The sequence below is a fragment of the Myxococcales bacterium genome, from assembly GCA_016720545.1.
In the GTDB taxonomy this organism is placed as follows: domain Bacteria; phylum Myxococcota_A; class Polyangia; order Polyangiales; family Polyangiaceae; genus JAAFHV01.
Window position 1 is genome coordinate 98,166 of the sequence record JADKKK010000007.1, and the last position, 25,281, is coordinate 123,446.

At 70.3% G+C, this 25,281-nt stretch carries 18 protein-coding genes and 4 pseudogenes; 5 read left to right on the top strand and 17 right to left on the bottom strand.

Features of this window, described 5'->3' with window-relative positions; translation table 11 throughout:
• Nucleotides 1-186: 186 nt before the first annotated feature.
• A complete protein-coding gene (locus IPQ09_16180; protein MBL0195733.1) occupies nt 187-2,178 on the top strand; it encodes a transposase in 1,992 nt (663 codons plus the stop codon).
• Here IPQ09_16180 and IPQ09_16185 read toward each other — a convergent pair.
• From IPQ09_16185 to IPQ09_16195, 3 genes and pseudogenes are all read right to left on the bottom strand, one after another.
• Nucleotides 2,124-3,593, bottom strand: a pseudogene (locus IPQ09_16185) (transposase family protein). The gene IPQ09_16180 and the pseudogene IPQ09_16185 overlap by 55 nt on opposite strands.
• Nucleotides 3,594-3,864: 271 nt before the next feature.
• The gene (locus tag IPQ09_16190) at nt 3,865-5,868 is read right to left on the bottom strand and encodes a sel1 repeat family protein (GenBank protein ID MBL0195734.1); all 2,004 of its coding nucleotides are present in this window, start codon (nt 5,866-5,868) and stop codon (nt 3,865-3,867) included.
• The gene (locus IPQ09_16195) at nt 5,865-7,883 is read right to left on the bottom strand and encodes a sel1 repeat family protein (protein MBL0195735.1); all 2,019 of its coding nucleotides are present in this window, start codon (nt 7,881-7,883) and stop codon (nt 5,865-5,867) included. The genes IPQ09_16190 and IPQ09_16195 overlap by 4 nt, the downstream gene beginning before the upstream one ends.
• 334 nt (nt 7,884-8,217) lie before the next feature.
• On the opposite strand from IPQ09_16195, the gene IPQ09_16200 reads away from it, so the two are divergent.
• Both IPQ09_16200 and IPQ09_16205 read left to right on the top strand, forming a co-directional pair.
• Nucleotides 8,218-9,228, top strand: a complete 1,011-nt coding sequence (locus IPQ09_16200) for a hypothetical protein (protein ID MBL0195736.1) — start codon at nt 8,218-8,220, stop codon at nt 9,226-9,228.
• Between the two features lie 279 nt (nt 9,229-9,507).
• Nucleotides 9,508-10,074, top strand: coding sequence for a YkgJ family cysteine cluster protein (locus tag IPQ09_16205; protein ID MBL0195737.1), 567 nt, complete (start codon nt 9,508-9,510; stop codon nt 10,072-10,074).
• Nucleotides 10,075-10,381: 307 nt separating this feature from the next.
• On the opposite strand, the pseudogene clpB reads toward IPQ09_16205, so the two are convergent.
• The 3 genes and pseudogenes from clpB to IPQ09_16220 all read right to left on the bottom strand — a co-directional run bounded on the left by clpB (nt 10,382) and on the right by IPQ09_16220 (nt 15,121).
• A pseudogene (gene clpB / locus IPQ09_16210) lies at nt 10,382-12,989 on the bottom strand (ATP-dependent chaperone ClpB).
• A 204-nt stretch (nt 12,990-13,193) separates the two neighbouring features.
• Complete coding sequence (locus IPQ09_16215; GenBank protein MBL0195738.1) at nt 13,194-13,583, bottom strand: hypothetical protein; 390 nt, start codon at nt 13,581-13,583, stop codon at nt 13,194-13,196.
• Between the two features lie 769 nt (nt 13,584-14,352).
• A pseudogene (locus tag IPQ09_16220) lies at nt 14,353-15,121 on the bottom strand (UMP kinase).
• A 524-nt stretch (nt 15,122-15,645) separates the two neighbouring features.
• Between IPQ09_16220 and IPQ09_16225 the strand changes: the two are divergent.
• Nucleotides 15,646-16,068, top strand: a pseudogene (locus tag IPQ09_16225) (peptidyl-prolyl cis-trans isomerase).
• Nucleotides 16,069-16,240: 172 nt separating this feature from the next.
• Here the strand turns inward: IPQ09_16225 and IPQ09_16230 are convergent.
• The 4 genes from IPQ09_16230 to IPQ09_16245 form a co-directional block, all read right to left on the bottom strand.
• Nucleotides 16,241-16,420 (bottom strand): hypothetical protein, encoded by a 180-nt coding sequence (locus tag IPQ09_16230; GenBank protein ID MBL0195739.1) that lies wholly within the window; start codon nt 16,418-16,420, stop codon nt 16,241-16,243.
• Nucleotides 16,421-16,491: 71 nt separating this feature from the next.
• Nucleotides 16,492-16,992: a nitrous oxide reductase accessory protein NosL gene (locus tag IPQ09_16235; GenBank protein MBL0195740.1), complete on the bottom strand. Its 501-nt coding sequence runs from the start codon at nt 16,990-16,992 to the stop codon at nt 16,492-16,494.
• Nucleotides 16,993-17,053: 61 nt separating this feature from the next.
• On the bottom strand, nt 17,054-17,935 hold the full coding sequence (locus tag IPQ09_16240) for a hypothetical protein (GenBank protein ID MBL0195741.1): 882 nt from the start codon (nt 17,933-17,935) through the stop codon (nt 17,054-17,056).
• Between the two features lie 807 nt (nt 17,936-18,742).
• Complete coding sequence (locus IPQ09_16245) at nt 18,743-19,243, bottom strand: ATP-binding cassette domain-containing protein (GenBank protein MBL0195742.1); 501 nt, start codon at nt 19,241-19,243, stop codon at nt 18,743-18,745.
• 490 nt (nt 19,244-19,733) lie between these two features.
• Between IPQ09_16245 and IPQ09_16250 the strand changes: the two genes are divergently transcribed.
• Nucleotides 19,734-19,994 carry a hypothetical protein gene (locus IPQ09_16250; protein ID MBL0195743.1) on the top strand — a complete coding sequence of 87 codons (261 nt, stop codon included), beginning with the start codon at nt 19,734-19,736 and terminating at the stop codon, nt 19,992-19,994.
• A 56-nt stretch (nt 19,995-20,050) separates the two neighbouring features.
• On the opposite strand, the gene IPQ09_16255 is transcribed toward IPQ09_16250, so the two are convergent.
• From IPQ09_16255 to IPQ09_16285, 7 genes are all read right to left on the bottom strand, one after another.
• Nucleotides 20,051-20,425, bottom strand: coding sequence for a glycosyltransferase family 4 protein (locus IPQ09_16255; GenBank protein ID MBL0195744.1), 375 nt, complete (start codon nt 20,423-20,425; stop codon nt 20,051-20,053).
• On the bottom strand, nt 20,395-21,219 hold the full coding sequence (locus tag IPQ09_16260; GenBank protein MBL0195745.1) for a glycosyltransferase family 4 protein: 825 nt from the start codon (nt 21,217-21,219) through the stop codon (nt 20,395-20,397). The genes IPQ09_16255 and IPQ09_16260 overlap by 31 nt, the downstream gene beginning before the upstream one ends.
• Before the next feature lie 5 nt (nt 21,220-21,224).
• Nucleotides 21,225-22,346 carry a hypothetical protein gene (locus IPQ09_16265; GenBank protein MBL0195746.1) on the bottom strand — a complete coding sequence of 374 codons (1,122 nt, stop codon included), beginning with the start codon at nt 22,344-22,346 and terminating at the stop codon, nt 21,225-21,227.
• Complete coding sequence (locus IPQ09_16270; GenBank protein MBL0195747.1) at nt 22,295-22,873, bottom strand: DUF2723 domain-containing protein; 579 nt, start codon at nt 22,871-22,873, stop codon at nt 22,295-22,297. Before IPQ09_16270 ends, IPQ09_16265 begins: the two co-directional genes overlap by 52 nt.
• A 69-nt stretch (nt 22,874-22,942) precedes the next feature.
• Nucleotides 22,943-24,340 (bottom strand): MBOAT family protein, encoded by a 1,398-nt coding sequence (locus tag IPQ09_16275; GenBank protein MBL0195748.1) that lies wholly within the window; start codon nt 24,338-24,340, stop codon nt 22,943-22,945.
• 102 nt (nt 24,341-24,442) lie between these two features.
• Nucleotides 24,443-24,592, bottom strand: a complete 150-nt coding sequence (locus IPQ09_16280; protein ID MBL0195749.1) for a hypothetical protein — start codon at nt 24,590-24,592, stop codon at nt 24,443-24,445.
• A 72-nt stretch (nt 24,593-24,664) separates the two neighbouring features.
• Nucleotides 24,665-25,072, bottom strand: a complete 408-nt coding sequence (locus IPQ09_16285) for a hypothetical protein (GenBank protein ID MBL0195750.1) — start codon at nt 25,070-25,072, stop codon at nt 24,665-24,667.
• Nucleotides 25,073-25,281 lie beyond the last annotated feature (209 nt).

The window sequence follows — 25,281 nt, forward strand, 5'->3', positions numbered from 1 at the left end:
CCGGGGTTCGACGCGGGGCTCCTGCGCGAGGTCGTGAGGGCGCTGGCCGGGGCGCGTCGTGATCCCGCAGGGAGTGGAGATCTTCGTGGCCGTCGAGCCCGTGGACATGCGCTTCGGGTTCGAGCGCCTGGGCGGGGCTGGTGCGCGAGCGGATGGGGGCGTGAGCCTCGGTCCAAGGCGCTGTTCGTGTTCTTCGGCAAGCGTCGGCAGACTGTAAAAATACTGACGTGGGACGGCACGGGAGCGGTGCTCTGGTACAAGCGCCTGGACCGCGGGGTGTTCGAGATCCCCAGACCCGAGAGGGAGGGAGAGACGAGCGTGATCGTGAGCGAGGTCGCGTTCGAGGCCCTGTTCGCCGCGTCGCTTCAGGCGCTCATCGCGTCGCTGCAGGGGACGATCGCCGCGCTCGAGAGCGCGCTCACGAACCACGCGAGCGAGAACGAGCTACTCAAGCGGCGGCTGTACGGCACGAAGTCCGAACGAAGCGGCACCAGCGAGCTTCAGCTCACGCTCGGCAACTTGCTCGCGGATCAGGCGAAGCTCCAAGCGGAGCTCGACGCGCTCACGAAGCAACCTACGGGGACCACGGGAGAGAACGGCGCGCCGGAGCCGGCACCGGAGCCGGCTTCGCCCCCGCCTCCGCCCGAGGAGGCCGAGAGCGAGAAGCCGCGCCCGAAGGGGCGCCGCGATCTCTCCGCGTCCAAGCTCCCGCGGGTGGTGGTCGAGATCCGCGATGGCGGCGCCGAGGCGAGCGGCGGAAGGCTCATTGACTGGGAGACGAGCTATCAGCTGATGTTCCAGCGCGCCTGCTTCAAGGTCCTCGTGAAGAAGGTGGCGAAGTACGAAGTCTCCGTTCACGGCGCGGCGAGGGTGATGGTCGCGCCCTCGCCGAAGCCGCTGTTCCCGCGCGCCATGCTCCACACCTCGGTGCTCGCCTGGCTCGCCGTGCAGAAGTTCGCGCTCGGGGTCCCGAACTACCGCCTCGAGCGACACGTCTCGGCGATGGGCGAGTCCTCGATCGCTCGACCATGTGCCGCAACCTCGAGGGCCTTGGCAGCACGCTCGGCGCGACCATCGTGCACGCCATGCTGCGCGACGCCATCGAGACGTGCTCGGTCCTCTCGACCGACGCCACGGGCGCCGCCATCCAGCCGGGCGCCCGCGACGGGCCCCAAACGCGCCTGCAAGAAGGGCCACTTCTTCACCATCGTGGCCGATCGCGATCACGTGCTCTTCTCCTATGTCGAGCGCCACACGCAGGACGCCGTCGCCTCGCTCTTCAAGGGCTTCCGTGGCTATCTCCAGTCCGACGCCAGCAGCGTCTACGACATCCTCGACCGCGGACACGGCGGCGCAGATCCGCCGGTGCTCCTCGTCGGCTGCTGGGCCCACACCCGCCGCTACTTCTTCGAAGCTGCGATCTGCAAGTACCCCATCGGAGTCGCAGGCCTCACGCGGATCCGCGCGATCTACGTCGCCGACAACGCGCTCGCCCACATGCCGCCCATCGATCGGACGAGAGAGCGTCTCACGCGCGTCCTCCCGCTCGTCGACGAGTTCTTTGCCTGGGTGCGAACGACCGCGCGCGCGACCCTCGGCAGGACGCTCGCCACGAAGGCGCTCGGCTACGCCGAGAACCAGGAGCAGGAGCTCCGCCGCGTCTTCCTCGACGGCCGCCTCCCCCTCGACAACACACGCAGCGAGCGGGCCCTTCGCACCATCGTGGTCGGCCGCAAGAACTGGCTCTTCTATGGCAGCGATCTCCACGCCCACGCCGCCGCCGCGCTCTTTCAGCCTCGTAGCCTCCTGCCGACTCCACGACCTCGATCCGCAGATCTACCTCGAGGAGGTGCTCAGACTCCTCGCGACCTGGCCGAAGGACCGGTACCTCGAGCTCGCCCCGAAGAACTGGGGGGCCACCCGCGCGCGCCTCGACCCGGACGAGCTCGAGGCCCCCCTCGGCGACGTCACCGTCCCGCCGCCGCTCGCCCTCATCCCGGCGTGATCGGGGGACGACCTCCGCTCCCGCTTCGTGATCAGCTCGCCGCGAGCCCCCCCGCTTGCCGTCTTGCCCTGCCCAGTGGGTCGCGCTCCTCCGACGCCGCGCGCGCCATGTGCACCGGTTACAAGACGAGCCGCCGGGCTTCCGCCCGCCTCCACTCCCTGACCCGCCGCTGAAGGGTTCGAAGTTGTGAGACGGAGACCGTGCCAGGAGACTCCCTCCCTTTCGAGGCGCGCGAGGAGCTCTCGCGGTGTCCTATGGGGCTCTTCGTTGAGCCACACCACGATGCGTGCCCACACCTCGGCGAACGGATCCGTGCGCGTGCGCCAGTGACGGGCCGGCTTCGGTCCGCGACGGTGGGTTGGCCTGACCTCACCGTCTTTCCACGCGACCGCGAGGGTCTTCAGGAACCTATCCAGATCCGCGTCGCGATGCGCGAGCACGTGGACATCGTCCCCCGAGACGATGGCCGCGACATGCTCCTGGACCATTCGGATCTCGTCGAGGAGCCGGAGGGGATCGAGCGTGAGAAGGGTCGCACGAAGCCGCTCCTTCATCGAGTCCGCGATCGCCGCCGATGCAAGCAGGCGTGCCGCAGGAGTCTCCGGTGGATGATAACGCTTGCTCACCTTCGCTCCGACGCGGGTCTTCTCGGCGAGCTTGAACGATGGCTGGAAGAAGTTCACGAATAAACGCGACGCGGAATACAGGCGCGAGAGCGCTTCGGCCCCGGCAATTCCCTCGATACGCCCGTAGCCGACAAGGCGCCGAACGACTGATCCGTTCTTTTGCTCGACCCAGGCTTGATCATTCTTGCGATATGGGCGCGAACGAGTGAACTCGATATTACGATCACGGCAATAGGCAATGAGTACCTCGTTGATGAACTCCGATCCGTTGTCGGCATCGACCCCACGAAGCGGAAACGGCATCGAGAGACGCATGGCGCTCGAGCCCGTCGGCGACGAGCGTGGCCTCGCACCAGGAGCGGCACGCACTCGGTCCATCCGCTCGCAACGTCGGTCAACGTCAGCGTGTGTGCGAAACTGCCTGAGGCGTTGCCACCGCAATGCGCCACGAGATCGATTTCGAGGAACCCAGGTTCGGGGTCGTCCCAGTCTGCAAATGTCCGTACGGGCACTTCGCTCCGCACGGCTGGTTTCCGAGAGACTCGACGTCGCACAGACCGCTGTGGTGCGAGGGCGCGGTCGATCGTCGCCGAACTGATCGCCATCAACGCCTTGCGGACCGTCTCGTCGAGATGGAGATGCCCGTGGCGCTCGAGGGCGGGGACGAGGGTGGGAAGGAGCGCCTTGAGGCGCTTCCCGCAGACGCGGTCTGACGCTTCCCACATCGTGACGAGCGCCTCCCTCACCGCGTCGTCGTACAAGCGGAGTCGCTTCGGCACCGGTGGAGGCCTCACGTTGCGCTGCGTGCTGTTGAGCAGGCGTATCGCGTGCTTCCTGTGGTAGCCGGTGGTCGCGACGAACTCGTTCAGAATTCGTTCGCGGGTCTCCCGGTCGGCCACTCGGTACCTCTCGCCGACGGCCAGCACGAGCTGGCGCCGAGTTTCCTTGCTGATCGTTGCCATCGAGGTCTCCTTCCCACCCGCCCCTCGGGTAGCAAAGTTGATGAGGCAACGACCCCCGCCCAGTAGCAACCCGGGCGAGTCAATGCGCCTGCAAGAATAGTTGACGTCGATCACCAGGTGTTGAGCGTTGTAAACTGACCCCCTCGCGACACAAAACCGACCCCCGTCCCGGTTCGGCAAGGGTTCGAAAACGTCAATGAAATCGAGGGAAGTCGTGGCACCTCCGGCGTCGGAGGTCTTGATGGTGCTTCTCTCCGAGGAGCTTCGGCCCCTACATCCGCCCGTTGCGCCTGAGCTGATCGCAAGCCCAGGTGTCGCCCCCCCGACATCCGCGACGAAGCCAGGTGAATGCGTCCTCGTTGCTCTGCGGAACGCCTCGCCCTTTGAAGTAGAGCGACCCCAGATCGGAACAACCGCGGGCGTGTCCAAGCTCGCAGGCATGCCGGTGGAGCTCCGCTGCGCGCTTCGGGTCCTCCTCGACCCCGGTGCCATCCTTGAAGCATTCCGCGAGCATCGAGCAGGATTGTGCGTCGCCGCGATCACATCCTTCGCGGAAGAAATGCGCGGCGCGCTCTCCGTTCGGAGCCGCGCTCTTTCCCTGTGCGTGGGAGAGGCCAGCGTTCAGACATGAGGTCCCCCAACCGAGCTCGCATCCACGCACGTGCATCGCGAGCCCCTGCGCCGGGTCCTTGCTGCCTCCTTGGCCAAGCTCGTACATGACGCCAAGGTTGTTGCAGGCAGGTCCCTCCTTCATCTCGCACGCCTTCTCGAAGAGGCGCCTTGCCTCCGCGATGTCCGGGGTGGCGATGATGCTCTTCTGATGAAGCAGGCCGAGGTGGAAGCAGCCGGTCGCATCGTTCTTCGCACACGCTCGGCTGGCGAGCTCGGTGGCCTTCTCGAAGTCACGCTCGACGCCCGTTCCTTCGGCGTAGTACGCCGAAAGGACAGCACAGGCCTTGGGGTGCCCCGCCTCGCACGTGCGAGCCATCAAAGCGGCGCCCTCTTTCGGATCGTGTTGCGACGTGAGCTTCGCAAGCTCGATACACGCGATCGACAGCCCGCCGCTGCAGGCCTTCTTGTGGAGTGCGAGCGCGCGAGCGGGGTCACGCGGAACGCCTGCGCCCTTCCTCACGAGGTCGCCGAGCGCCCAGCAACCGGTGAGCACGCCGTCATCACAAGCGCGCTCGTGAGCCTTGACGGCCTCGGCCGTGTCCTTGGCCACGCCCCTGCCGAACTGCAGCGCGAGGCCCGCCAGAAAGCAGCCGTCGGGCGAGGCGTCGTCGCACGCCTTTCGCGCGAGCTCGAAGGCGCGAACCTCGTTCTTCTCGACGCCACGGCCATCGCCCAGCAGAGAGCTGAGAGTTGCGCAGCTCTGAACATTCCCCAGGCGACATTGCCGCTCGCAGTCGCCGGGATCGGTCTTCTTGCACCGGTGAGAGGCTGCGCTCGTCGGGAGAGTGCACCTCCCTTCGGCGAAGACCAGGCCCGACGGACAGAAGTCGTCCGCTGCGTCGTCGCCGTGCTCGATGCCAATCCTCGTCAGCTCCAGCCGAACCAGTGTGGAGCACCGATCCGGAGCTCGCACGGCGGTGGGCAAGCTGTCGTTGCAGGCACGCACGTCCCCGTCGCGTCGCGTCGCGAGCGGTCCATCATGCGTGCGCGACTCGAACACGCTCGACGCTCGACGCGCTGCACCGGTCTTCACCCCGAGGTCGAGCGCGAATGCTCCAACGTGAGCGCCACGTAGGAAGTGCGTCGCCCCTGCGCATGCGGCACCACCTTCCAGCTGGTGCGGGGAAACGCTCGAGTGAAGTGTCCGCTCCATGCCGACGAGCACCGTCGCGATGTCGAGTGTCCGCTCTTGCGACGACAAGGTTCGGGCAAGGCTCGCCCCGAACGTCGGCAGGTTGAGGACTACCTCGGACTTGTCCGCCAGTCGCACGAGCTCCTCCTTGCGACTGGAGCCGACGAATCCGTAGGCGCCTCGCGCGGTGCAACCGCGGAGAAGGACGAGTCCTCCGCAGTCGTGGCGAAACACGGGGAGCCCACTGGCCATCGCCTCCCGAACGTGAGCGCGCTCGTCCTGGTTCCAATCGACGACGAGCGGCTGTGCGCGATCGGCGATCGACGAGCAGCGGACCTCGCCATCGAGCGCCTCGCTCGGCGAACGAGCGCCCGTGGGCGCTCCTGGCGTCGCGCCGCACGCAGCAAGGACCCCGAGGCAAAGCGCGAGCCCTCCGGTGGTCCCAGCTCGAACCTGAAACGGAGCGCTCATCTTTCGCTCTGTCCGGCCCCGCGGAGCATCTCGCACGCCTGTCGGTTTCCGCCACGGCAGGCGCGGCGCAGCCAGCTCGTCGCGGTCGTGTCGCTCTGGGGTACGCCGATTCCTTTCGCGTAGAGCCAGCCAAGGCCATAGCAGCCGTGGGCATGCCCCAGCTCGCACGCACGCTCGTAGACCTCCGCCGAGCGCTTCTGGTCCTTCGGCACGCCCTCCCCTGATTCGAGGTGCTCACCCAAGAAGTTGCACGACCTGCCGTCGCCCCCCTCGCAGCCGCGCTCGAAGAAGCTCACTGCGCGCGCTGGATCCGCGGCCACTCCCTTGCCCTGAGAATACAAGAGTCCGGCGTTGGAACAGCCCGACGAGAAGCCGAGATCGCATCCGCGAGCGTAGAGCTCGGCGGCGCGCTCAGGCAGCTTCTCCCCTCCTTTGCCCGCATTGAACATCACGCCCAGGTCGGAGCACGCGGGACCGTTGCCGAGGTCGCACGCCTTCTGGAGCAGGCGCCGGGCTTCCACGGCGCTGGCGCCTTCCATGTCCCCCGCCTCGTGCATCGAGCCGAGCAGCGCGCACGCGCTCGCTTCCTTCCGCTCGCACACTTCGCCGGCGAGCTTTGCGGCGCGCTCCGCATCCTTGGGCACTCCGATGCCGTTGAGAAAACACTTGGCGACGGAGACGCAGGCGGCGTCGTGTCCCGCATCGCAGGTCCGCGCCACGATCTTCGCGGCTTCGACCGGTTCGTCAGCAGCGATCACCTCGGCGAGGGCGATACACGCACCGGGGACGGCGCCGTTGCATGCCTTCTTGTAGAGAGCGACGGCGACCGCCGCGTTCTTCGGAACGCCGAGCCCCTTCTTCGTCAGGCTGCCGAGCGCCCAGCACGCGACCATCTCGCCGTCGTCACACGCACGACGGTAGAGCACAGCGGCTCGGGACGGATCGCGCCGGACTCCGCGTCCCTCGTGGAGCGCGTGGCCGGCTAGGAAGCACGCTCCAGAAGCGCCGTCGTCGCACGCCTTCTGTGCGATCTCGAATGCTCGTCCCTGATCCTTCTCGACACCGCGCCCCTCACCGAGCAGGAAGCTCAACGTCTCGCAGCTCCTCGCATGGCCACGCGCACACTGGGCCACGCAGTCGTTTGGTTCGGTCTTTTTGCACTGGTGCGCGGTTGCACTCGTTGGAAGTGCGCACTTTCCTTCGGCCAGGACGAGCCCGGACGGGCAGGCGTCCTCTGCGGCGTCCTCGCCGCCCGGCGTTCCCACCTTCGTGAGCTCGAGACGAACGAACGAACCGCAGCCATCCGGAGGTCGTACCGCCGTGGGATCGGTCTCGGCGCAGCGGCGTACGTCTCCGTCGCGGCGCACCGAGAGTGGGCTTCCGGCCGCGTGCGCCTCGAACACCGACGACGGCTGGCGCGGCGTGCCCTTCGCCCCGGTATCGAGGGCGAACGCGCCGAGGTGAGCGCCTCGCAGGAAGTGGGTCGCCCCTGCGCAGGCGCCCGCCCCCTCGAGCTGCTTCGCTCCGACGCTCGTGCTGAGGGCGCGCTGCTTTCCGATGAGGACCATCGCGACGTCGAGCGTTCGGTCACGCGACGCGAGGCTCGAGGCGAGCGCGCCTCCGAAGGTGGGCAGGTTGAGGCGCACCTCGGAGCGGTCGGCAAGTCGGACGAGCTCCTCCTTTCGACTCGTCCCGGCGAAGCCGTACGAGCCTTGTGCCTTGCACCCACGGAGCAGCTTCAGGCCCGCGCAGTCGTAGCGGAAGACCGCTAGCCCCCCGGCCATTGCCTCGCTCAGCTGCGCGCGATCCTCGTCGGTCCAGTCGACGACGAGCGGCTGCGCCTGCGCGGCGATCGCCGAGCAGCGGAGCTCGCCGTCCACGACCTCGCCGGCTGTGCGACCGCTCGTGGTCGCGGTGAGGTTGGTCGCGCATCCCGCCGGCGAGACGCCGAGTGCGCCGGTCGCGATCAAACTGGACGCGCCGAACAGAACGCGAAACTTCTCACGGATGCTCATCGTCAGCTCCCCCGCTCAATTCGAGTACTGCTCGACTTGCCCACACACGGCGCTGTTCTCCCCCGCAGGCGAAGCGTAGGCGAATTGAGCCATTCTCTACAAGCTGGAGTACGGCGGGACGGCGCGGGTCGAGGCACCTGAACGGTGCCCGATGGCCTCGCCGAGGCGGCTCGACCTGGCGTGGTGTCGCCGAACGCTGACCCACGTCGAGGCCGATGCTGTTCGGTGCCCACCGTCATTCATTTCGTAAGGTGAAGTGCCCCACCATCCTTGGAATGAATGAGACCGCGAATGGGCAGCGCGCCGTCTCGCCGCCGTGCATACTCGCGCCGCCATGTTGATCCCCGTTGGCCTCATCCTTCGCCTCCTTCAGGGCCTCGCCAACCTCTTCTACAACCTGCTGAACGACCCCTCGAAGTCGAGCGCGGGGTACCTGCCCTCGTCCGAGTCGACCGAGCAGATCCTTCAGCGAGAGCACTGGACGGAGCTCGAGGCGGCGTGCACCGGGGACGACCAGTGCGTGCTCGTCCTCGGTCACAACGACTGGGACGCGTGCGAGGTCGACGGCGTGCCGGTGCCCGTGCGCGGCGTCCAGCCACCGAGCCCCGCGCCGGGCGAGGCCGGGTACCGCGAGCGGCCCGAGCTGCTCGGCGCCGGCCCCCACGGGCTGCGCAGCGTGTGCCCCGGTCGACACGTCGTGACCACGCGCGTCGGCGATCGAGCGGCGAGGCTCGAGGTGTGCCTCTTCCCGCGCGAGGCGCGCTACTTCCGGCTCGACCGCGCGTCGGCGACGTTCGTGCCGTACGAGGCGAGCGAGGTCCCGCCCATCGCCGCGGCGCTCGCGATTGGCCTCCCGGTCAGCGCCGCGCGGCGCTGGTCGGACCTCGTGCACTACGGCGAGCGGGTGGCCATGGAGCGCCGCAAGAGCCCGCTGGCCTCGCCGCGCGAGGCGATGGCGGCGTGCCTGAAGGAGCTCAAGGCGATCGTGGCCGCGCTCCTCGCCGCGGCGGAGGACGCGCCTCTCCCCACCGACGCCCTCGCGCGCCTCGCGGCGCCGCTTACTGGCCTCCCGCCCGCTCGTTCGAGCCGCTCACGTCGTTTCTGGGCTTTCGGGCCTTCGAGCCCGCGCGTCCGGGTCCCCTCGAAGAGGCCTGCGCGTGCTCGAGGCCGGCCTCGCCGTGCTGCCCGACGACCCCCGCTGCTCGCGTCGCGCGGCGAGCTCGCGCTCGCCGCGGGCGACGCCGCCGACGCGAGGGTCCACTTGGAGCGCGCCCTCAGCCGCGGGGCCGGCCTCGACGCGCGCGTGGAGGCGCGGGCCAAGCAGCTCATGGCGGAGAGGGCCTGAGGTCCGTCCGCCGGCGAGGAGGGCGCGTCCTCCAGGCCCCACCGGTCGTCTGGCAGGCTGCATCCTCCAACGACTTCTCGCCTCCTTGCACTCCCCGTTGAAGACCCAACGGAATCCACCGCGTTGGCAGCGGTGATTCGGGTGGTTGCTGGCTTCGGAGCCCGGTCGGAGAGCCGCGCGAGCCCATTCGTGACTATCTTCTCGTGGCGCTGCGCCGCGCGTGCGCCGAATCGCTCCGCTCTGCGCAGGCGCGCTACAAGGCCTCATGGACTCATCGAATTGCCCCTCCGACGCGACCTGAGCGACGCCGACGAGGCCGACCTCGGCGACGCGGTCGTCGCGCTCCACGCGGAGGTCGAGCGCGAGACACGCCACCTGCACGTGCTCCACGCGTCGCGCCTCCAGTGTCGGAGCGGCAGCGCCTCCTGCTGCGTGGACGAGCTGACCGTGTTCGAGGTCGAGGCGGCCCGTATTCGCCGGCACCACGGCGGACTCCTCGCCTCGGGGGCGGCCCACCCCGCGGGGGCGTGCGCCTTCCTCGACGCGGAGGGTGCCTGTCGCATCTACGAGGACCGCCCGTACGTGTGCCGAACGCAGGGCCTCCCGCTGCGCTGGCTGGAGGAGGATGAACCGAGCGCGGGGGGCGCCGGGAGCGAGCCTCTGCATCAGCACGAGCTGCGCGACAACTGTCCCAAGAACGAGCCCGGTGAAGCGCTGGAGGAGCTCCGCGAGGAAGCCTGCTGGACGCTGGGCCCCGTGGAGACGCGCCTCGCGGAGCTTCAGGTCGCCAGCGCGCTCCCTCGGGCTCGAACGCGGCTCCGCGCGCTCTTCGGCTCTCGCGGGTGAGGCGGAATCACGAGACCCTCAGACACACGTGGACTTGTTCGCGTGAAGCGCGGATGCTCTCAGGACACTCCTACCGGGCGGTGATTCCATGGGCGACAAGTCTCCGAAGAGCAAAGACAAGGCGAAGAAGCAGGACGCGTCCGACAAGAACAAGAAGAGCGCCGCCGCCGCGGCCAAGGCGAGCAAGTCGGGCGCCGAGGCGAAGAAGGGCAAGTAGCCCGGAGCTCGGCGGACCCCGCGCCGACCGCACAAAACACGTCGCGCGCGGCCTCCCACCTGGAACCCGCGCGCGACCGTCCGCCCGCGGTCAGTTCGAGGCGAGCTCGTGGAACACGAGGCCGCTGCCTCCGCGCTCGACCCGCACGACGCTGCCGGGCGAGTACCGCCCGCCGAGCACGTGCTTCGCGAGCTCGTCCTCGAGGTGCTTGCGCACGGCGCGCTTCAGCGGTCGCGCCCCGCTTCGGATCCCAGCCGACCTCGGCGAGGAAGGCCTTCGCGTCGTCGGTGAGGTCGACCACGAGCGAGCGCGACGCGAGGCGGTTCGTGAACCGGGCGAGCTGGAGGTCGACGATCTGCCGCACTTCGGCGCGATCGAGGCGCTGGAAGACGACCATCTCGTCGAGGCGGTTCAGGAACTCGGGCCGGAACGCTTGCCGCACGTCGGAGAGCACGGACTCCTCGAACACCGCGCGCCGCTCCTCTTCCGTGAGCGCGGGGTCCTCCGCGAGCGCCTCGGCGTGGTGCGAGCCGATGTTGCTCGTGAGGATGATCACGGTGTTCTTGAAGTCGACCGTGCGCCCCTGGCCGTCGGTCAGGCGCCCGTCGTCGAGCACCTGGAGCAGCGTGTTCCACACGTCGGGGTGCGCCTTCTCGACCTCGTCGAACAGGATGACCGAGTAGGGCCGCCTGCGCACCGGCTCGGTGAGCTGGCCGCCCTCGTCGTAGCCCACGTACCCGGGCGGCGCGCCGATGAGCCGGCTCACAGTGTGTTTGTCGTGGTACTCGCTCATGTCGAGCCGCAGGAGCGCCCGCTCGTCGTCGAACAGGAACTCGGCGAGGGCGCGCGCGAGCTCGGTCTTGCCGACGCCGGTGGTGCCGAGGAAGAGGAAGCTGCCGACCGGCCGCTTCTCGTCGCCGAGCCCCGCCCGCGAGCGTCGCACCGCGTTCGAGACGGCCTCGATCGCGTCGCGCTGGCCCACCACGCGTGAGGCGAGGGCGTCCTCCATGCGGAGGAGCTTCTCCATCTCGCCCTCGAGCATCTTGGCGACGGGGATGCCCGTCCACTTGGCGACGATCTGGGCGATGTCGTGCTCGGTGACCTCCTCGGTGAGATAGGCCTGTTTTTCCTGTACTTTCGATAGCTTGGCTCGTAAGGCCTCGATGGCGCGCTCGGCCTCCGGCAGCTTGCCGTAGCGGAGCTCGGCGGCCCGCCCGAGGTCGCCCTTGCGCTGGGCGGTCTCGGCGTCGTTTCGAAGCTCCTCGAGCTTGGGCTTCGCCTCGCGGATCTGGTCGATGATCTCCTTCTCGCGGAGCCACTGGGCCTTCATGCCCGAGCTCTCCTCCTCGAGGTCGGCGAGCTCGCCGGCCAGCGCCTCGAGGCGCGCCTTCGACGCGGCGTCGCGCTCCTTCTTGAGCGCCTGCTGCTCGATGCGGAGCTGGGTGAGCTTGCGCTCGACCCGATCGATGTCCGCCGGCATGCTGTCGACCTCGATCTTGATCTTGGCCGCGGCCTCGTCGACGAGGTCGATCGCCTTGTCCGGCAAGAACCGCTCGGTGAGGTAGCGATCGGAGAGCGTGGCGGCGGCCACCAGCGCGGCGTCCTGGATGCGGATGCCGTGGTGCACCTCGTACCGCTCCTTCAGGCCGCGGAGGATGGCGACGGTGTCCTCGACGCTCGGCTGCGCGACGACCACCGGCTGGAAGCGGCGCTCGAGCGCGGCGTCCTTCTCGATGTGCTTTCGGTACTCGTCGAGCGTGGTGGCGCCGATGCAGCGAAGCTCGCCGCGGGCCAGCGCCGGCTTCAGCAGGTTGGCGGCGTCCATGGAGCCCTCGGAGGCGCCGGCGCCCACGATGGTGTGGAGCTCGTCGATGAAGAGCACGATCTTGCCCTGGTTCGCCTCGACCTCCTTCAGCACGGCCTTCAGGCGATCTTCGAACTCGCCGCGGTACTTTGCGCCGGCGATGAGCGCGCCCATGTCGAGCGACACGAGGCGCTTGTCGCGCAGCGACTCGGGGACGTCGCCGCGCACGATGCGGTGGGCGATGCCCTCGACGATGGCGGTCTTGCCGACGCCGGGCTCGCCGATGAGCACGGGGTTGTTCTTCCCGCGGCGCGAGAGCACCTGCATCACGCGGCGGATCTCCTCGTCGCGGCCGATGACCGGATCGATCTTGCCTTCCGCGCCGCCTCGGTGAGGTCGCGACAGTACTTGTCGAGGGCCTGGAACTTCCCCTCCGGATCGCGGTCGGTCACCCGTTGGCTCCCTCGCACCGCGGCGAGCGCGGCGAGCAGCTTGTCGTAGGTGACGCCGTGGCGCTCGAACGCGGTCTTGAGCTCGCGGTCGTGCTTCGCCATCGCGAGCAGGAAGTGCTCGACCGACACGAAGTCGTCGCGCAGCGACTTGGCCTCGTCTTCGGCGCGGCGCAGCACCTCCATGGTGCGGCGCGAGTAGCCTGGGATCGGCGCCGCCCGTGACGCGCGGCAGGCCCTCGACCACCTTCGCGGCGTCGGCCGTGAGGGCGTCGACGTCGGCGCCCGCCTTCTGGACGAGCGGCCTCGCGACGCCCTCGTCCTGCGCGAGCATCGCGACGAGGAGATGCTCGGGGATGAGCTCGGGGCTCCCTCGGCGCGCGGCGATGTCGAGCGCGGCGGCGAACGCTTCCTGGCTCTTCGTGGTCAGCTTCTCGGGGCGCATGTGACTCTCCCTTCGCGGCGGCTTCGAGCCGCCGAAGTGGTTCTCTTCGATCCGCCGCGGGCAGATCGCCGCTGGTAGACCGTCGCTTGGGCTCGCTCCCCAAGAGAGCGGGCACGCCATGGAAATAAGCACGCCCCAGGCGCGCGCAAGACCCGTACCAGCCTCGCGGTGTCAAGGGCGAGAGAACCGAAAGTCAGCGACACGTCAGCCGTCGGGCGCCTCCCACCCGGAGCGCGAGGCCGACTCGCAGCGGTCGCCCACGAGCACGTAGCCATCGATGCAGCGGATCTCGCACGTCGAGACGAAGCACACCGCGTAGCCGTTGTCGGGCTCCCGGCAGACGCCGCAGGGACCGCCGGCCCGCCCGCTGTAGCCGCCGCTCCCGCTCGAGACCTTCCCGCGACCCTCCTGCCGTGAGGAGGCGGCGACGAGCTGCACGGTCTTCACGGCGACCACCGCGGCGATGGTGGCGAGCTTGAGCGCGTCGCCGCGGAGACAGCCCGGCAGCACGACGACCGCCACCGACGTGAGGGCGAGGGCGCGCGCGAGCACGGTCGGGTGGTGGCGAGGCCGGGAGGCGCGGGGAGGGGCCATGGCAGGCGGTCCAGCAAGCCTGGTGCCAGGCTGTCGCTTGCCCGCCCGCACGAAAAGCGGGCGCCCGGCCCGGGCACAGTGAAGGCTCGTCCACGGTGGCGTGCCCTCCGCTTACCGGGTGCTCGCTGCTGCGCTAGACTAGGAGGGGAGCATGAGCGAGAACGCGGGGAGCAACGGAGGGCGCCGCCGAGCGCCGGATCGAGAGGGAGCGGTGGCGCGCCCGGCACCGACACGCTCCTGGCCTCGCTGGGCGGGCCCGAGTCCGACGGGCGCTCGACCCACGGCAGCACCCGCGTGGCGGGCGCGCCGACCGGCGCCGCGCCGCTCGCCGGCCTCGCGCCCCGGTTCACCGTCGCGCAGCGCGCCCTCGCGTTCGGCGCGTCGCTGACCGCCTCGTTCCTCGTGGGCTTGCCCGTGGTGCTCCACCACGATGGCCTCCTGGGTGCGCCGCGCACCTCGGCCGCCGCCGCGCCGCCGTGCCGCCGGCCACGCCACCGCCGGCCACGCCACCACCGACCGCCGCGGTGGGGGCCGCTGCCGCGCCACCGGCTGCCGCACCACCGGCCGCCGCCGCACCCGCGGAGGCGCCCGCACGTGTGGGGGACAAGCCACTCGCCATGAAGCCGAAGCCCGCGGTCGCTGCGCCCGCCAAGACCTCACCCCCGACGCCCGGGACGCCTGCGCCGCCTGCGGGCCCGCGCCGTCGCCCGCGCTCCAGCACGGCGCGCTGCTCCAGTGAGCGGCGCGCGTCAGGTTCGCCCAGGCTTGCTCAGGCCGACGAGCCGCCGACGGTGGTGCCGATCGCCTCGCCCATGACGGCGCGGGTGATGTTCCCGGGCGCCAGCTTGAACACGCGGATGGGCATACCGTTGTCGCGGCACATCGTCGCGGCCGTGGAGTCCATCACGCCGATGCGCTCGGAGATGAAGCGGTCGTAGCTCATGGTCGACACCATGCGCGCGTCGGGGAATTTCACAGGATCGCGGTCGTAGACGCCCTCGACCTTGGTGGCCTTGAACACCCCTCGGCGCCAATCTCCATCGCGCGGAGGGCGGCGGCCGTGTCGGTCGAGAAGAACGGGTTGCCCGTGCCCGCAGCGAAAATCACGAAGCGGCCCTTCTCGAGGTGCCGCATCGCGCGCCGGCGAATGTAGGGCTCGGCCATTTGGCGGATCTCGATGGCGGTCTGCACGCGCGTCGGGACGCCGACTTTCTCGAGGCCGTCTTGCAGCGCGAGCGCGTTCATGACGGTGGCGAGCATGCCCATGTAATCGCTCTGCGTGCGATCCATGCCCGCGGCCGCGCCCTTCAGGCCTCGGAAGATGTTGCCGCCGCCGACCACGATGCCCACCTGCACGCCGAGCCTGTAGACCCCCGCGAGCTCGGAAGCGGTCTCGCGGAGCACGTCGGGTCGAGGCCACCCTGCGCGCCCCCGAGCGCTTCGCCGCTCAGCTTGAGGAGGATGCGCTTGTAGCGGAGCCCGGGGTGAATCGCGGGCGGTGAGACGGTGAAGTCGGCCTGGCGGTCGTCGGAGCTCATGGGTCGCGTTCTACTCGGGCCGGAAGCGCTCCGCAATCGAGCGTGGCACGAGGCGTGGGGTCGGTGGTAAGTCTTCACGCGCATGCGTCCGCCCGGCCGATCCACCCTCGCAGGAACGCTGGGACCGCTCGTCCTGGTGGCTGCGCTGGGCTTCACCGCGGGGTGCGACGGGTGCAAGGGTGGCGGCCCGGCGCCCCAAGTCGATGCGGGGGAGCAGCACGCCACGACGGAGCAGCTCACCCCCGAGCTCTCCGCCAAGGTGCTCGCGAAGGTGGGCGACCGCACCATCACGCTCGGCGATTACCTCGCGGCGCTCGAGCACATGGATCAGTTCGATCGCCTCCGCTACCGCGCCCCCGAGCGCCGCAAGGAGCTGCTCGAGGAGATGATCCGCGTCGAGCTCCTCGCTCAAGAGGCGACCCAGAAGGGCTACGACAAGGACCCCGTCGCGCAGGCGGAGCTCCGCGCCGTTCTCCGCGAGGCGATGCTGGCGGACGCGCGGAAGGGCTCCCCGTCGCCGGCCGATATCCCGGAGGGCGAAGTGCGCGCGTACTTCGACGCCCACAAGGCCGACTACCACGATCCGGAGCGCCGGCGGGTCTCGTGCATCGTCACCAAAGACGACCGCCGCGAAGGTCGCGCTCGACGCAGCGCGCGCGGCGACCACCGCCGCCGCGTGGGGCGAGGTGGTGCGCCAGCGATCGACCGACCTGCAGGCGCGGGCGAGCGTACCGGTCGACCTCGCGGGCGACTTTGGCATCGTGAGCCCGCCCGGGGACGCCCGCGGAGAGAACGCGCGCGTGCCGGAGGAGGTGCGCGCCGCGGCCTTCCAGATCGAGGGCGTCGGGCAGGTGCTCCCGAAGGTGATCAAGGCCACCGGGAAGTACTGGGTCGTGCGGCTCTCCCAGAAGCTCGACGCGCGCGACCGCACGTTCGCGGAGGCCGAGCGGGTCATCCGGGTGAAGCTCGCGCAGGACAAGATCCGCGACCGCGAGCAGGCCGTGCCCCGGAGCTCAAGAAGAAGCACAAGGTCGAGATCGACCAGGCGGCGCTCGCGACCGTGCGGGTCGATCTGGCGGACGCGGGCCCGCGCTGAGCGCCCGCGGGGCCGCCGCGGCCTCAGTCGTCGAGCACGCCGAAGCTCCACGCCTCGCCGGGCTGCCGCACCACGAGCACCTGCGCCTCCACGCGCGCCAGCAGCTCGGTCGCCGACGAGCTCGCGCTGGGCCGCACGCCCACCGCGACGCCCGCTTCCCACTCCCACACGCGCGCCTCGACCACGCCGTCGACGCCGTACACGAGCTCGAGGATCCGCCGGAGGAGGCGCGGGCAGGGGGCGGCGGGAGAGGCGGGACCGGCTCCGACATGCGCTACTTGAGACCCTCGAGGACGGGTTTGGTGATCTCGTCGAGCTTGAGCGCGCGTTCGCCCTCGTGATCCTTCAGGAATTTAGGGGCCCTGGCCGTGTCGACGGGGACGAGATCGGGGCCCATGGGCCCAAGGACGTCGCTCCCGACGACGAAGAGCACGTCGCCGGCGTCGCGCCACGTCCGGTCGTAGAAGTCTTGGACGCGCACCTTGGCGCCGCCACCCGCGAGGCGCGCGGTGAGGGCGCAGCGAGGCGTGTCGAACGACCTCTTGGACCCGTCGGCGGCCACGAGCTCGGTCAGCCAGGCGCTGCCGGGCGTGAGCTTCATGCCGCAGTGGGCGCAGCGGCCGGGGGGGGCGGCTGCCGGCGCGGTGGTCGCGTCCTTCTTGCAGCCGCTCGCCGCGAGCGCGACGGCGAGGAGCGCGCCGAGGGCCCGGCGGCGGGTGAACGGCGCGCGCGGCGTCGAGTGCAAGTGCGTGTGTGAGTGAGACGGGTGCTTCATGGGAAGAGGGGCGTGAAGTTCGAGACGACCGCATAGCGCACGATCGGCGCCGCGCCGACCACTAGCACGGCGAGCCACGCGTACGAGGCGGCGCGGAGGCCTCGCGCGCGAACCCCGCGAAGGTCGCGCGGGCCGTCTCGCTGCGCGCGAGCGCCGCGCCGAGGGCCGCGCCGCCCGCCCACGTGGCCCCCACGAACATGGCGCCGAACAGCGGGTACCCCAGGGCGAGCACCTCGGGCTTGAGCAGGCAGAACGGGCAGACGTGCTGCGGCACCTCGAAGGCGTGCGGCGCGACCTCGAGCATCGCGGCCCCGACCGCGAAGGGCAGGGCGGCGAGCGGAGAGCGCCCCGCGAGGACGGCCCGCCCGCGGCTCGGGCGGCGGGCGGCGAGGGCGCCCACCGCGAGCGTGGCGACGATCGCGACGAGCGCGGCGAGGGTCGTCGCGGCGCGCGGCCCGTCGGCGCGTGCCCGCCCGCGCCGCCCGCTTCGAGCCCGTCGAGGCTCACCGAGCAGCAGGACGCGACGACGGTGAGGTCGAGATCGAGCAGAAAGCGCGTCGAGAGCGCGAGATCGAGCAGCGCGAGCGGCCCGAGGCCGACCATGAAGAGCGCGAGCGGCCGCGCGAGCTCGAAGGTGCGCATCCGCGCGTCGAACGCGAAGACCTGCACCACGAGCCCCGCGACGAGCGCCAGGCCCGCGTCGGCGAGCAGCGAGGAAGCCCCAGGGGCTCGCCTGGAAGACGCCGTACCCGCACATGGCGCCGCGGATGCCGAGGCTCAGGCGGTCGGCGGCGAGGGCCGAGAACGCCACACACGCGACCTGCACGAAGGCGCCCACGCGCACGAACGTGCCGGCGAGCTCGACGCGCCGCTCGAGCAAGAGCTGCCCCTCGGTGGCGCGCGCCAGCCGAAATGGCGGAGCACCGGAGTCCTGAAGATGCACGCAAAAGCAAGACGCCCGAGACGAGGCCGGCGGCCAGTCGCAGCGCCACCCAGGGCTCGAGCAGGTTCATGCCTTCCTCCCTTCGGTCGGGAAGCTCGCCGGGGGGCTGCTTGGGAGAACGAAGTTTTCCCCCCCGGCATAGGCACGCCGCTCGCCGGTGGCTCTTGCGTGTTCATGCCTTCCTCCCTTCGGTCGGGCGACGCACGCCGCTCGCCGGTGGCTCGCTTGCGTGTTCATGCCTTCCTCCCTGTCGGGCGGCTAGGCACGCCGCTCGCCAGTGGCTCGCTTGCGTGTTCATGCCTTCCTCCCCTTCGGTCGGGCGGCATAGGCACGCCGCCCGCCGGTGGCTCGCTTGCGTGTTCATGCCTTCCTCCCTTCGGTCGGGCGGCATAGGCGCCGCTCGCCGGTGGCTCGCTTGCGTGTTCATGCCTTCCTCCCTTCGGTCGGGCGGCATAAGCACGCCGCTCGCGCGGCATAGGCACGCCGCTCGCCGGTGGCTCGCTTGCGTGTTCATGCCTTCCTCCCTTCGGTCGGGCGGCATAGGCACGCCGCTCGCCGGTGGCTCGCTTGCGTGTTCATGCCTTCCTCCCTTCGGTCGGGCGGCATAGGCACGCCGCTCGCCGGTGGCTCGCTTGCGTGTTCGCCTTCCTCCTGGTCGGGCGGCCGGCACGCCGCTCGCCGGTGGCTCGCTTGCGTGTTCATGGCGACACCTCGCCTTCGGCTCGCGGCCGCCATAGACCATCGTTCGCCCTAGGGGCTCGCGAGGTTCCTCACGAGGTCTTCCTCCCACCGACCGGCGTGTCCGCTTCAGGTGTCAAGGCGCCATCGGCCAGCACGAGGACCCGAGTGACCGCGGGGTGCGAGGCGACGCGCGTGTCGTGGCTGGCGACGAGGATGGCGCGGCCTTCGGCCTTCATGGCGACGAGCTCGTCCCCGGATCCGCGTCCGGGCGTCGTCCAGGTGGGCGGTGGGCTCGTCGAGCACGAGGCGGGATCGAAGAGCAGGCGCGGGCGAGCCCACGCGCTGCCGCTCGCCGCCCGACAGCGAGCGCGCGGGGGTGGCGGCGAGGTGATCGACCCCAAAGCGCCGCAGGAGCCCCATGGCGCGATCCTCCCGAGCCCGCGTGACGGCGTGGAGCGGCACCTCGGGGAGCAGCACGTTCTCGAGCGCGGTGAGGGCGTCGATGAGCTGGAGGTCTTGGAACAAGAACCCCACCTTGCGCCGTCGCACCTCCGCCCGGTGTGCCTCGCGGAGCCGGGAGGTGGGCTCGCCGTCGAGGTACACCTCGCCGGAGGTCGGGGAGAGCATGCCGCCCACCACCGCGAGGAGCGTCGTCTTGCCCGGAGCCGCTCGGGCCGCGGAGGATCACGAGTCCACCGCGTTCGATGGAGAACGAGACTTCGGCGAGCACAGTGCGGCGGCCCTCGCTGTCGCCGTCGCGTACGCGCTTGCTCCACCGCCTCGACTCGCACAACAGGGCCCACCCGGGCAGTGTAGCAAGGATCGTGTGCCACCAAGTGCCGGCTCCGAACGACCTCCTCTGGCACATGGGCGCGATCCCCTCGATTTGCCCGGGAGCCGCTGGGCGCAGACCTTGCTAGAGGTCCCATGCGTCCGAGCCTCGGGCGCGCTATTCTCCTCAGGTCTCCCATGCCGAACCCGCGCACCTCGCACGCGCATCGGAGGACGATGTCCTCGCCACCGCCGACGTCCTCGTCTGCCCGCCCGGGCCGCCGTCGGGCTCGCGCTCGCGCTCGCGTCGGCCGGCGCCCTCCTGGGTGCGACCGTCGCGTGCAGCTTGAATCCGCAGCCGCTGCCGCCGGGCGACGACGATCGCATCGCGGCCGAGCCCACGGGCGCGCCCTCCGCGGGCGGCAACTTTGGCGATGGCGAGGCCGCTCTGCCGCGAGACGCCTCGACCCCGCCGCTATCCGACGCTTCCCCCGGGCTCGACGGTAGCTCTCCCGACGCCTCGGTCGACGCTGGCGACGCCTCGGTCGACGGCGGTGACGCCTCGGTCGACGGCGGTGACGCCTCGCCCGACGCGACCCGGGACTGAGGCCCCAGTCGCCACGAGCAGGCGGCACAATCAGACCCTCTATTTAGCTCCTCTATTTAGTCGCAATAATCAATCGCTCTATTCAGTCGCCATATTCGACACGGGTTTCGAGTACTCATTCCTTCAGGAGCGACGCGAGCGCGCTCGTACGCGTCCAGGAAGGGCTCGAGGCCCCAGCGCGCCGCCGCGGCCTCGCGAACCCACGCGCGCGGCGTGGGCGACGCGAGCGTGAGCCGGCTCGCGGCGAGCAGCTCCTCCGCGGTCCGGGCGAAGCGCACGCCCGGCATCCCGGTGAGGCCGTCGCGGAACGCGGGGTCGTCCGACACGACGACGCTCGCTCCTGAGAGCATGGCCTCCTGCACGCCGAGCGGCAGCCCCTCGCCGTGCGACGGAAGCACCATCAGGTCGGCGAGCGCGTAGAGCTCCGGCATCTGGGCGGGCGACACGACGCCCAGCCGGCGCGTGCGCGGGGAGCCGTGGAGCAGGTGCGCCAGGGGGCCATCGCCGGCCACGAAGAGCTCCGACCCCGGCGTGTCGGCCGCGAGGGTCCGCTGGAGGGTGGCCACCTTGTCGACCCCTTCTTCGCGACCAGGCGCCCCGGAGAAGAGGACCACGCGCGGTCGGCGAGGTCGTAGCGCGCGCGGAGGGCGGCGCGGCGTTCGCGGCTCGCCCCCACGAAGCGCTCGGCGTCGATTCCGTTGCGGATGAGCTCGAACGGCCTCGCGACGCCGAGCTCCGCGAAGAACGCGGGCACGTGCGGGGCGCACGCGACGAGCTTGTCGGCGCCTGCGAGCACGGCGCGCCCGAGCGTCGCGTAGGCGAGCCGCTCGACGCGATCGAGCACCGGTCCATACGGCACCATCCCGATGTGCTGGGTGAGCAACACCGGCTTTCCCAGGCGCCTGGCCGAGGCGACGGCGGCGGCCGAGCCCATGTAGAGGCAGTCGTGCACGTGCACCACGTCGGCGAGGGTGACTTGCCTATCGAGGTCGCGCAGCCCGCGGGCGGCCCAGAGCGGATAGGGCAGCCCGGCCCGCGCCTCGAGCGCGTTCCACGCGGGCACGCGGAGTCGCGAGCCGTCCCAGCCTGGGCGCGCGGGCACCGCCGAGGCGACCCAGCGGGTGTCGTGGCCGCGCGCCGCGAGGCCGCGGACGAGCGCGTCCGCGACCATCTCGATGCCGCCCAGGTGGGGAGGCATGTAGTGCGTGACGGTGAGGATGCGCATCGGCTTCAAAGCTGCTTCACCATCTCCACGAGCTGGGGGGTGCGGCGCACGGGCACGAAGCCGGGTATCGCAGGCGGCTGGCTCTGGCCTTGAAAGTAGACAGGTATCGTGCGGTTCGGGTCCGTGATGCGCTCGACGTAGTCGATGGGGAACTCCCAACGGCCCACGCCGTACGGCATCGGCTCGTACACCTCGAGCTCGTGCGTGCCTCGCTCGAAGCGGCCGACGTACTGGATGGCGTAGGCGATGGACCACCCGGCGAACACCAGGGCGCGCGGAGGCAACGCGCTGACCGTGAGCCGCGCCTCCGCGAGGTTCTCCCATTCCTCGCGCTCATCGGGGCGCTCACCGAGCAAGGGGAGGAGCGTGCCCGCGTTCGGGTGGTGCCGCGCCAACCGCTCGAAGAGGTTGCGGCTCACGGGGTGCGGGAGGGCGGCGAGCCCGAGGAGCGCGACGGCGGCGAAGAAGGCTGGGCTCGCGTGCCGACGGAGTCCGAGCTTCGCGCGCGCGAACGCGAAGAGCGGGAGCACACCATACCCCGCGAGGCAGGCGGTGAGCCCGGTGACGGGGAGCAGATAGATATGAGTCTTCAGGGTCGCCGTGTAGCCCGTCGCCAAATAGATGTGCATGAAGATGACGAGCGCCAACAGGGACCAGAGCCGGCGATCGTGCATGTACAGCCGCCCCACCCCGGCGATGGCGAGGGCGACCACCACCGGGGAGAGCTCGCACGAGAGGCGAGGAAAGATGAGGCCGAGCTGCGCGGCCCGCTGCCCCCACGTCGCGCCGGTCACGTCGAACCGGAACTGACGACACGTCACCTCGTACCACCACGAGTACCAGAAGGAGCGCGCCTGGTCGGGGCGCACGTCGAAGAACTTGGGCGCCGCCAAGATGCTCGCCCAGTGGTCGTAGCGGACGTGGTTTCGCCAGAGGAGATAATAGAGAAAGATGTCGAGCGTGAGCACCGCGACGGCGCCCCACGCGACGCCCTTGGCGATGGCCCATCGCTGCGTCTTGTCGCGGTATCCGGTCCAGAGGAGCAGCGCGAGCACCCCCGGATAGAGGGCGACGGTCATGACGTGATTGGCCAACATCGCGCCAAAAATGCCGAGCGCGATCTGCACGTCGCGTCCCTGGCGCTGGCCGTCTCGCCCCACGATCCAGCGCGCGAAGAAGAAGAGCCCCCGAAGGCCATGAGGGTGTGGAGGGTGTACATCCCGGTGAAGATCGACACCTGGGTGAAGCTGTGACCCACCGCGAACACGCCCGCCGCGAACGCGCCCGCGAACCACCCGCGCGCCCCGTCGCGCCGCGCGACGACGGCCACGAGCGCGCCGAGCGCGCACAGCGTGAGGGCCCCGCACAGCGACGAGAACAGGTTGAAGCGCAGGGCGATGGGCCCGAGCGGCAGCTTCACGAAGAGCCGCACGAGCCACACGTAGAGGGGATAGCTCGTGCCGTGCGGGATCCCGCCGGCGAGCGCGAGCACCTGGAGCTCGGCGGGGTCGTCGCGGGTGATGACCCGCGCGCAGCGCGTCGTGTAGTCGACCAGCGCGAGGGCTGCCACGGCCCACACGGCGATGAGCCCCACGCGCCGCCGAGCCCAGGCCCTGGCCGCGGCGAGGCGCGCGGGGCGCGGTCTGTCGTGCACGGGGGGGAGGGGCGCGGGCGTGTCGGGGCGGGCTATCGCAGCGTCGTCTGTGCGGCTCACTGGGTGCGCTCAGAAGTTGAAATAGATGAAGAGCGGCGAGCTCGTGGCGAAGAAGAAGCACACGTAGGCGAGGGCGGCCCACACGAGGCCGCGCGCGGGCGCGGGCAGCCAGCGGTGCGCGCGGAGTCCCGCCTTGTGCACCCCGAAGACATGAATGACCACGAGCAGGCCGAGGAGGCCGAGCGTGAGCTTCGCGTCGTCGGGGAGGGTGGCGTAGGTGGGCACCGGGCCGCGCGCGAGCGCCATCCCGCGGAGCACGGTCCAGGCCTTCTCGAAGGTCTCCGCTCGAAAGAACACCCACCCTACGACCACCTGGAGGAGTGTGACGGCGACGGCCACCGCCCGGTAGGGCAGGGATCTGCGAAGCGCGGCGAGCGCCGGCACCTTCGCGGTGCGGTCGGCGTAGAGCTTGTGGAGCGCGAGGAGCGCCCCGTGGTAGCCGCCCCACACCACGAACGTCCACCGCGGGCCGTGCCACAGGCCGCCGAGCAGCATCGTGAGGAACAGGTTCCGATAGGTGCGGAGCGCGCCCCCGCGATTGCCCCCGAGCGAGATGTAGAGATAGTCGCGAAGCCAGCGCGAGAGGGTCATGTGCCAGCGGCGCCAGAACTCGGCGATGTTCGCGCTCGCGTACGGGTAGTCGAAGTTGTCGGGGAGCTCGTAGCCGAGCATGAGCGACCCGCCCCGCGCGATGTCGGTGTATCCCGAGAAATCACAGAAGATCTGACCTGTGTAGGCCAGCACGCCCAGCCAGAGATACGGGCCTGTCTGCTTGTCGGGCGCGCCGAAGACGGCGTTCGCGAAGGCGCCCAGGTTGTCGGCGATGACGACCTTCTTCGCCAGGCCGAACAGGGCGATGAAGGCGCCCTCGGACACCTTCTCGGAGTCGAAGGTGTGCTCCCGCCCGAGCTCCGGCAAGAGCTCGTCCGCGCGCACGATCGGGCCGGCCACGAGGTGCGGGAAGTAGGCAATGTACAGGAAGAACTCGGTGACGCTCTTGGCCTCTGGGCCACCCCGATAGAGATCGATCACGTAGCTCAGCATCTCGAACGTGAAGAACGAAATGCCGAGCGGCAGCGCCATCTCGAGGCGAGTCTTCGAGCCCACCGTGCCAAGGAGGAAGTCGGTGTACTTGAAGAACACGAGCGGCAAGAGCAGCAGCACCACCGTGCCGAGGAGGCGTCGCTTCTTGGTGGCGGCGTCCGGCGCGCTCTTGATGCGGCCGGCGGCCACGTACGTGAAGAGGGTCATCCCGAGGATGAGCCCGCCGTACTTCAGCCCCCACGAGAGGTAGAACGCGTAGCTGGCCGCGAGGAGGAACGGCCCGACGAAGCGCTGCGGTAGCGCCCAGCGGAGGGCGAACACCGTCAGAAAAAAGTAGAGGAACAAGAAGCTGTTGAAGAGCATCCGCCGGGCCGACATCCTACAGGATGTCCGGGCGGCTGCGGCCGCGCGGCGCGCAGGGCCCGTACGCGGGCGCCCCGGCGTGCGGGGCGGGGCGTCGAGCGCTCAGTCGGTCGAGGCGTCCGGGGCGTCGGGGCCGGCGTCGGCGGACCGGAAGCCGCCTAGGTCCACGTTGGAGCCGCAGCCGCTCACGGCGAAGCCGAGCGCGGAGAGGGCGAAGGTCAACGCGACGACGAGGCGAGCGACCCCGGGCATTCCCGAGGTCTACGGCACCTCACACGTGAACGCGAGCCCGCTCTCTTCGGGCGCGACCCACGCCGCGCTCGCTCACTGCTCCCAGTAGAGCCGCGCGCTGTTCGCCCCGAAGCTGACCACCGGCTCGAACGAGGTGGGCGTGGTGTCGTAGACGCCGGCGGCGTAGCCGGGCGCCGCCTCATCCCGCCAGCGGAAGCTCTCGTGGGTGTTGACCTCGTAGATCGCGTGCAGGTCGTATGACACCGCCGTGTCGATCGTGAGGTCGACCGGCACGAGGTAGGTCAACCCGTCGGCCCCGGTCTCCAGAGAGATCCCCCCGAGCCCGGTGGTGAGCGGGACGGGCGCGTCGGTCCCCTCGACGCTCACCGGGGCGGTCAGGGGGGAGCGGAACGTGTAGCGGTAGTAGCCCCTCTGGCGCAGCTGGCCGTCGAGCAGAGTGTCGCTGGCGAGCACCTGGACGTTCTCGTACTCGCCGGGCACCGCGTAGCCGAGCGAGTGCAGGGGTGGAGCGCACGGCGTACCGCACGTAGGCCACGCGCACGCGCGCCGCGGCGTAATGCCCGGCCCGGAGCGAGCGGATGGGCAGCTTGGTGATGACCGTGTCCTCCCCCTGGCCGACGCCCGCCTCGACGGGCTTCGCGCCGAGGTCGTACACCGCATAGCCGCCGCGATCGGCCGCGGCGTCCTCG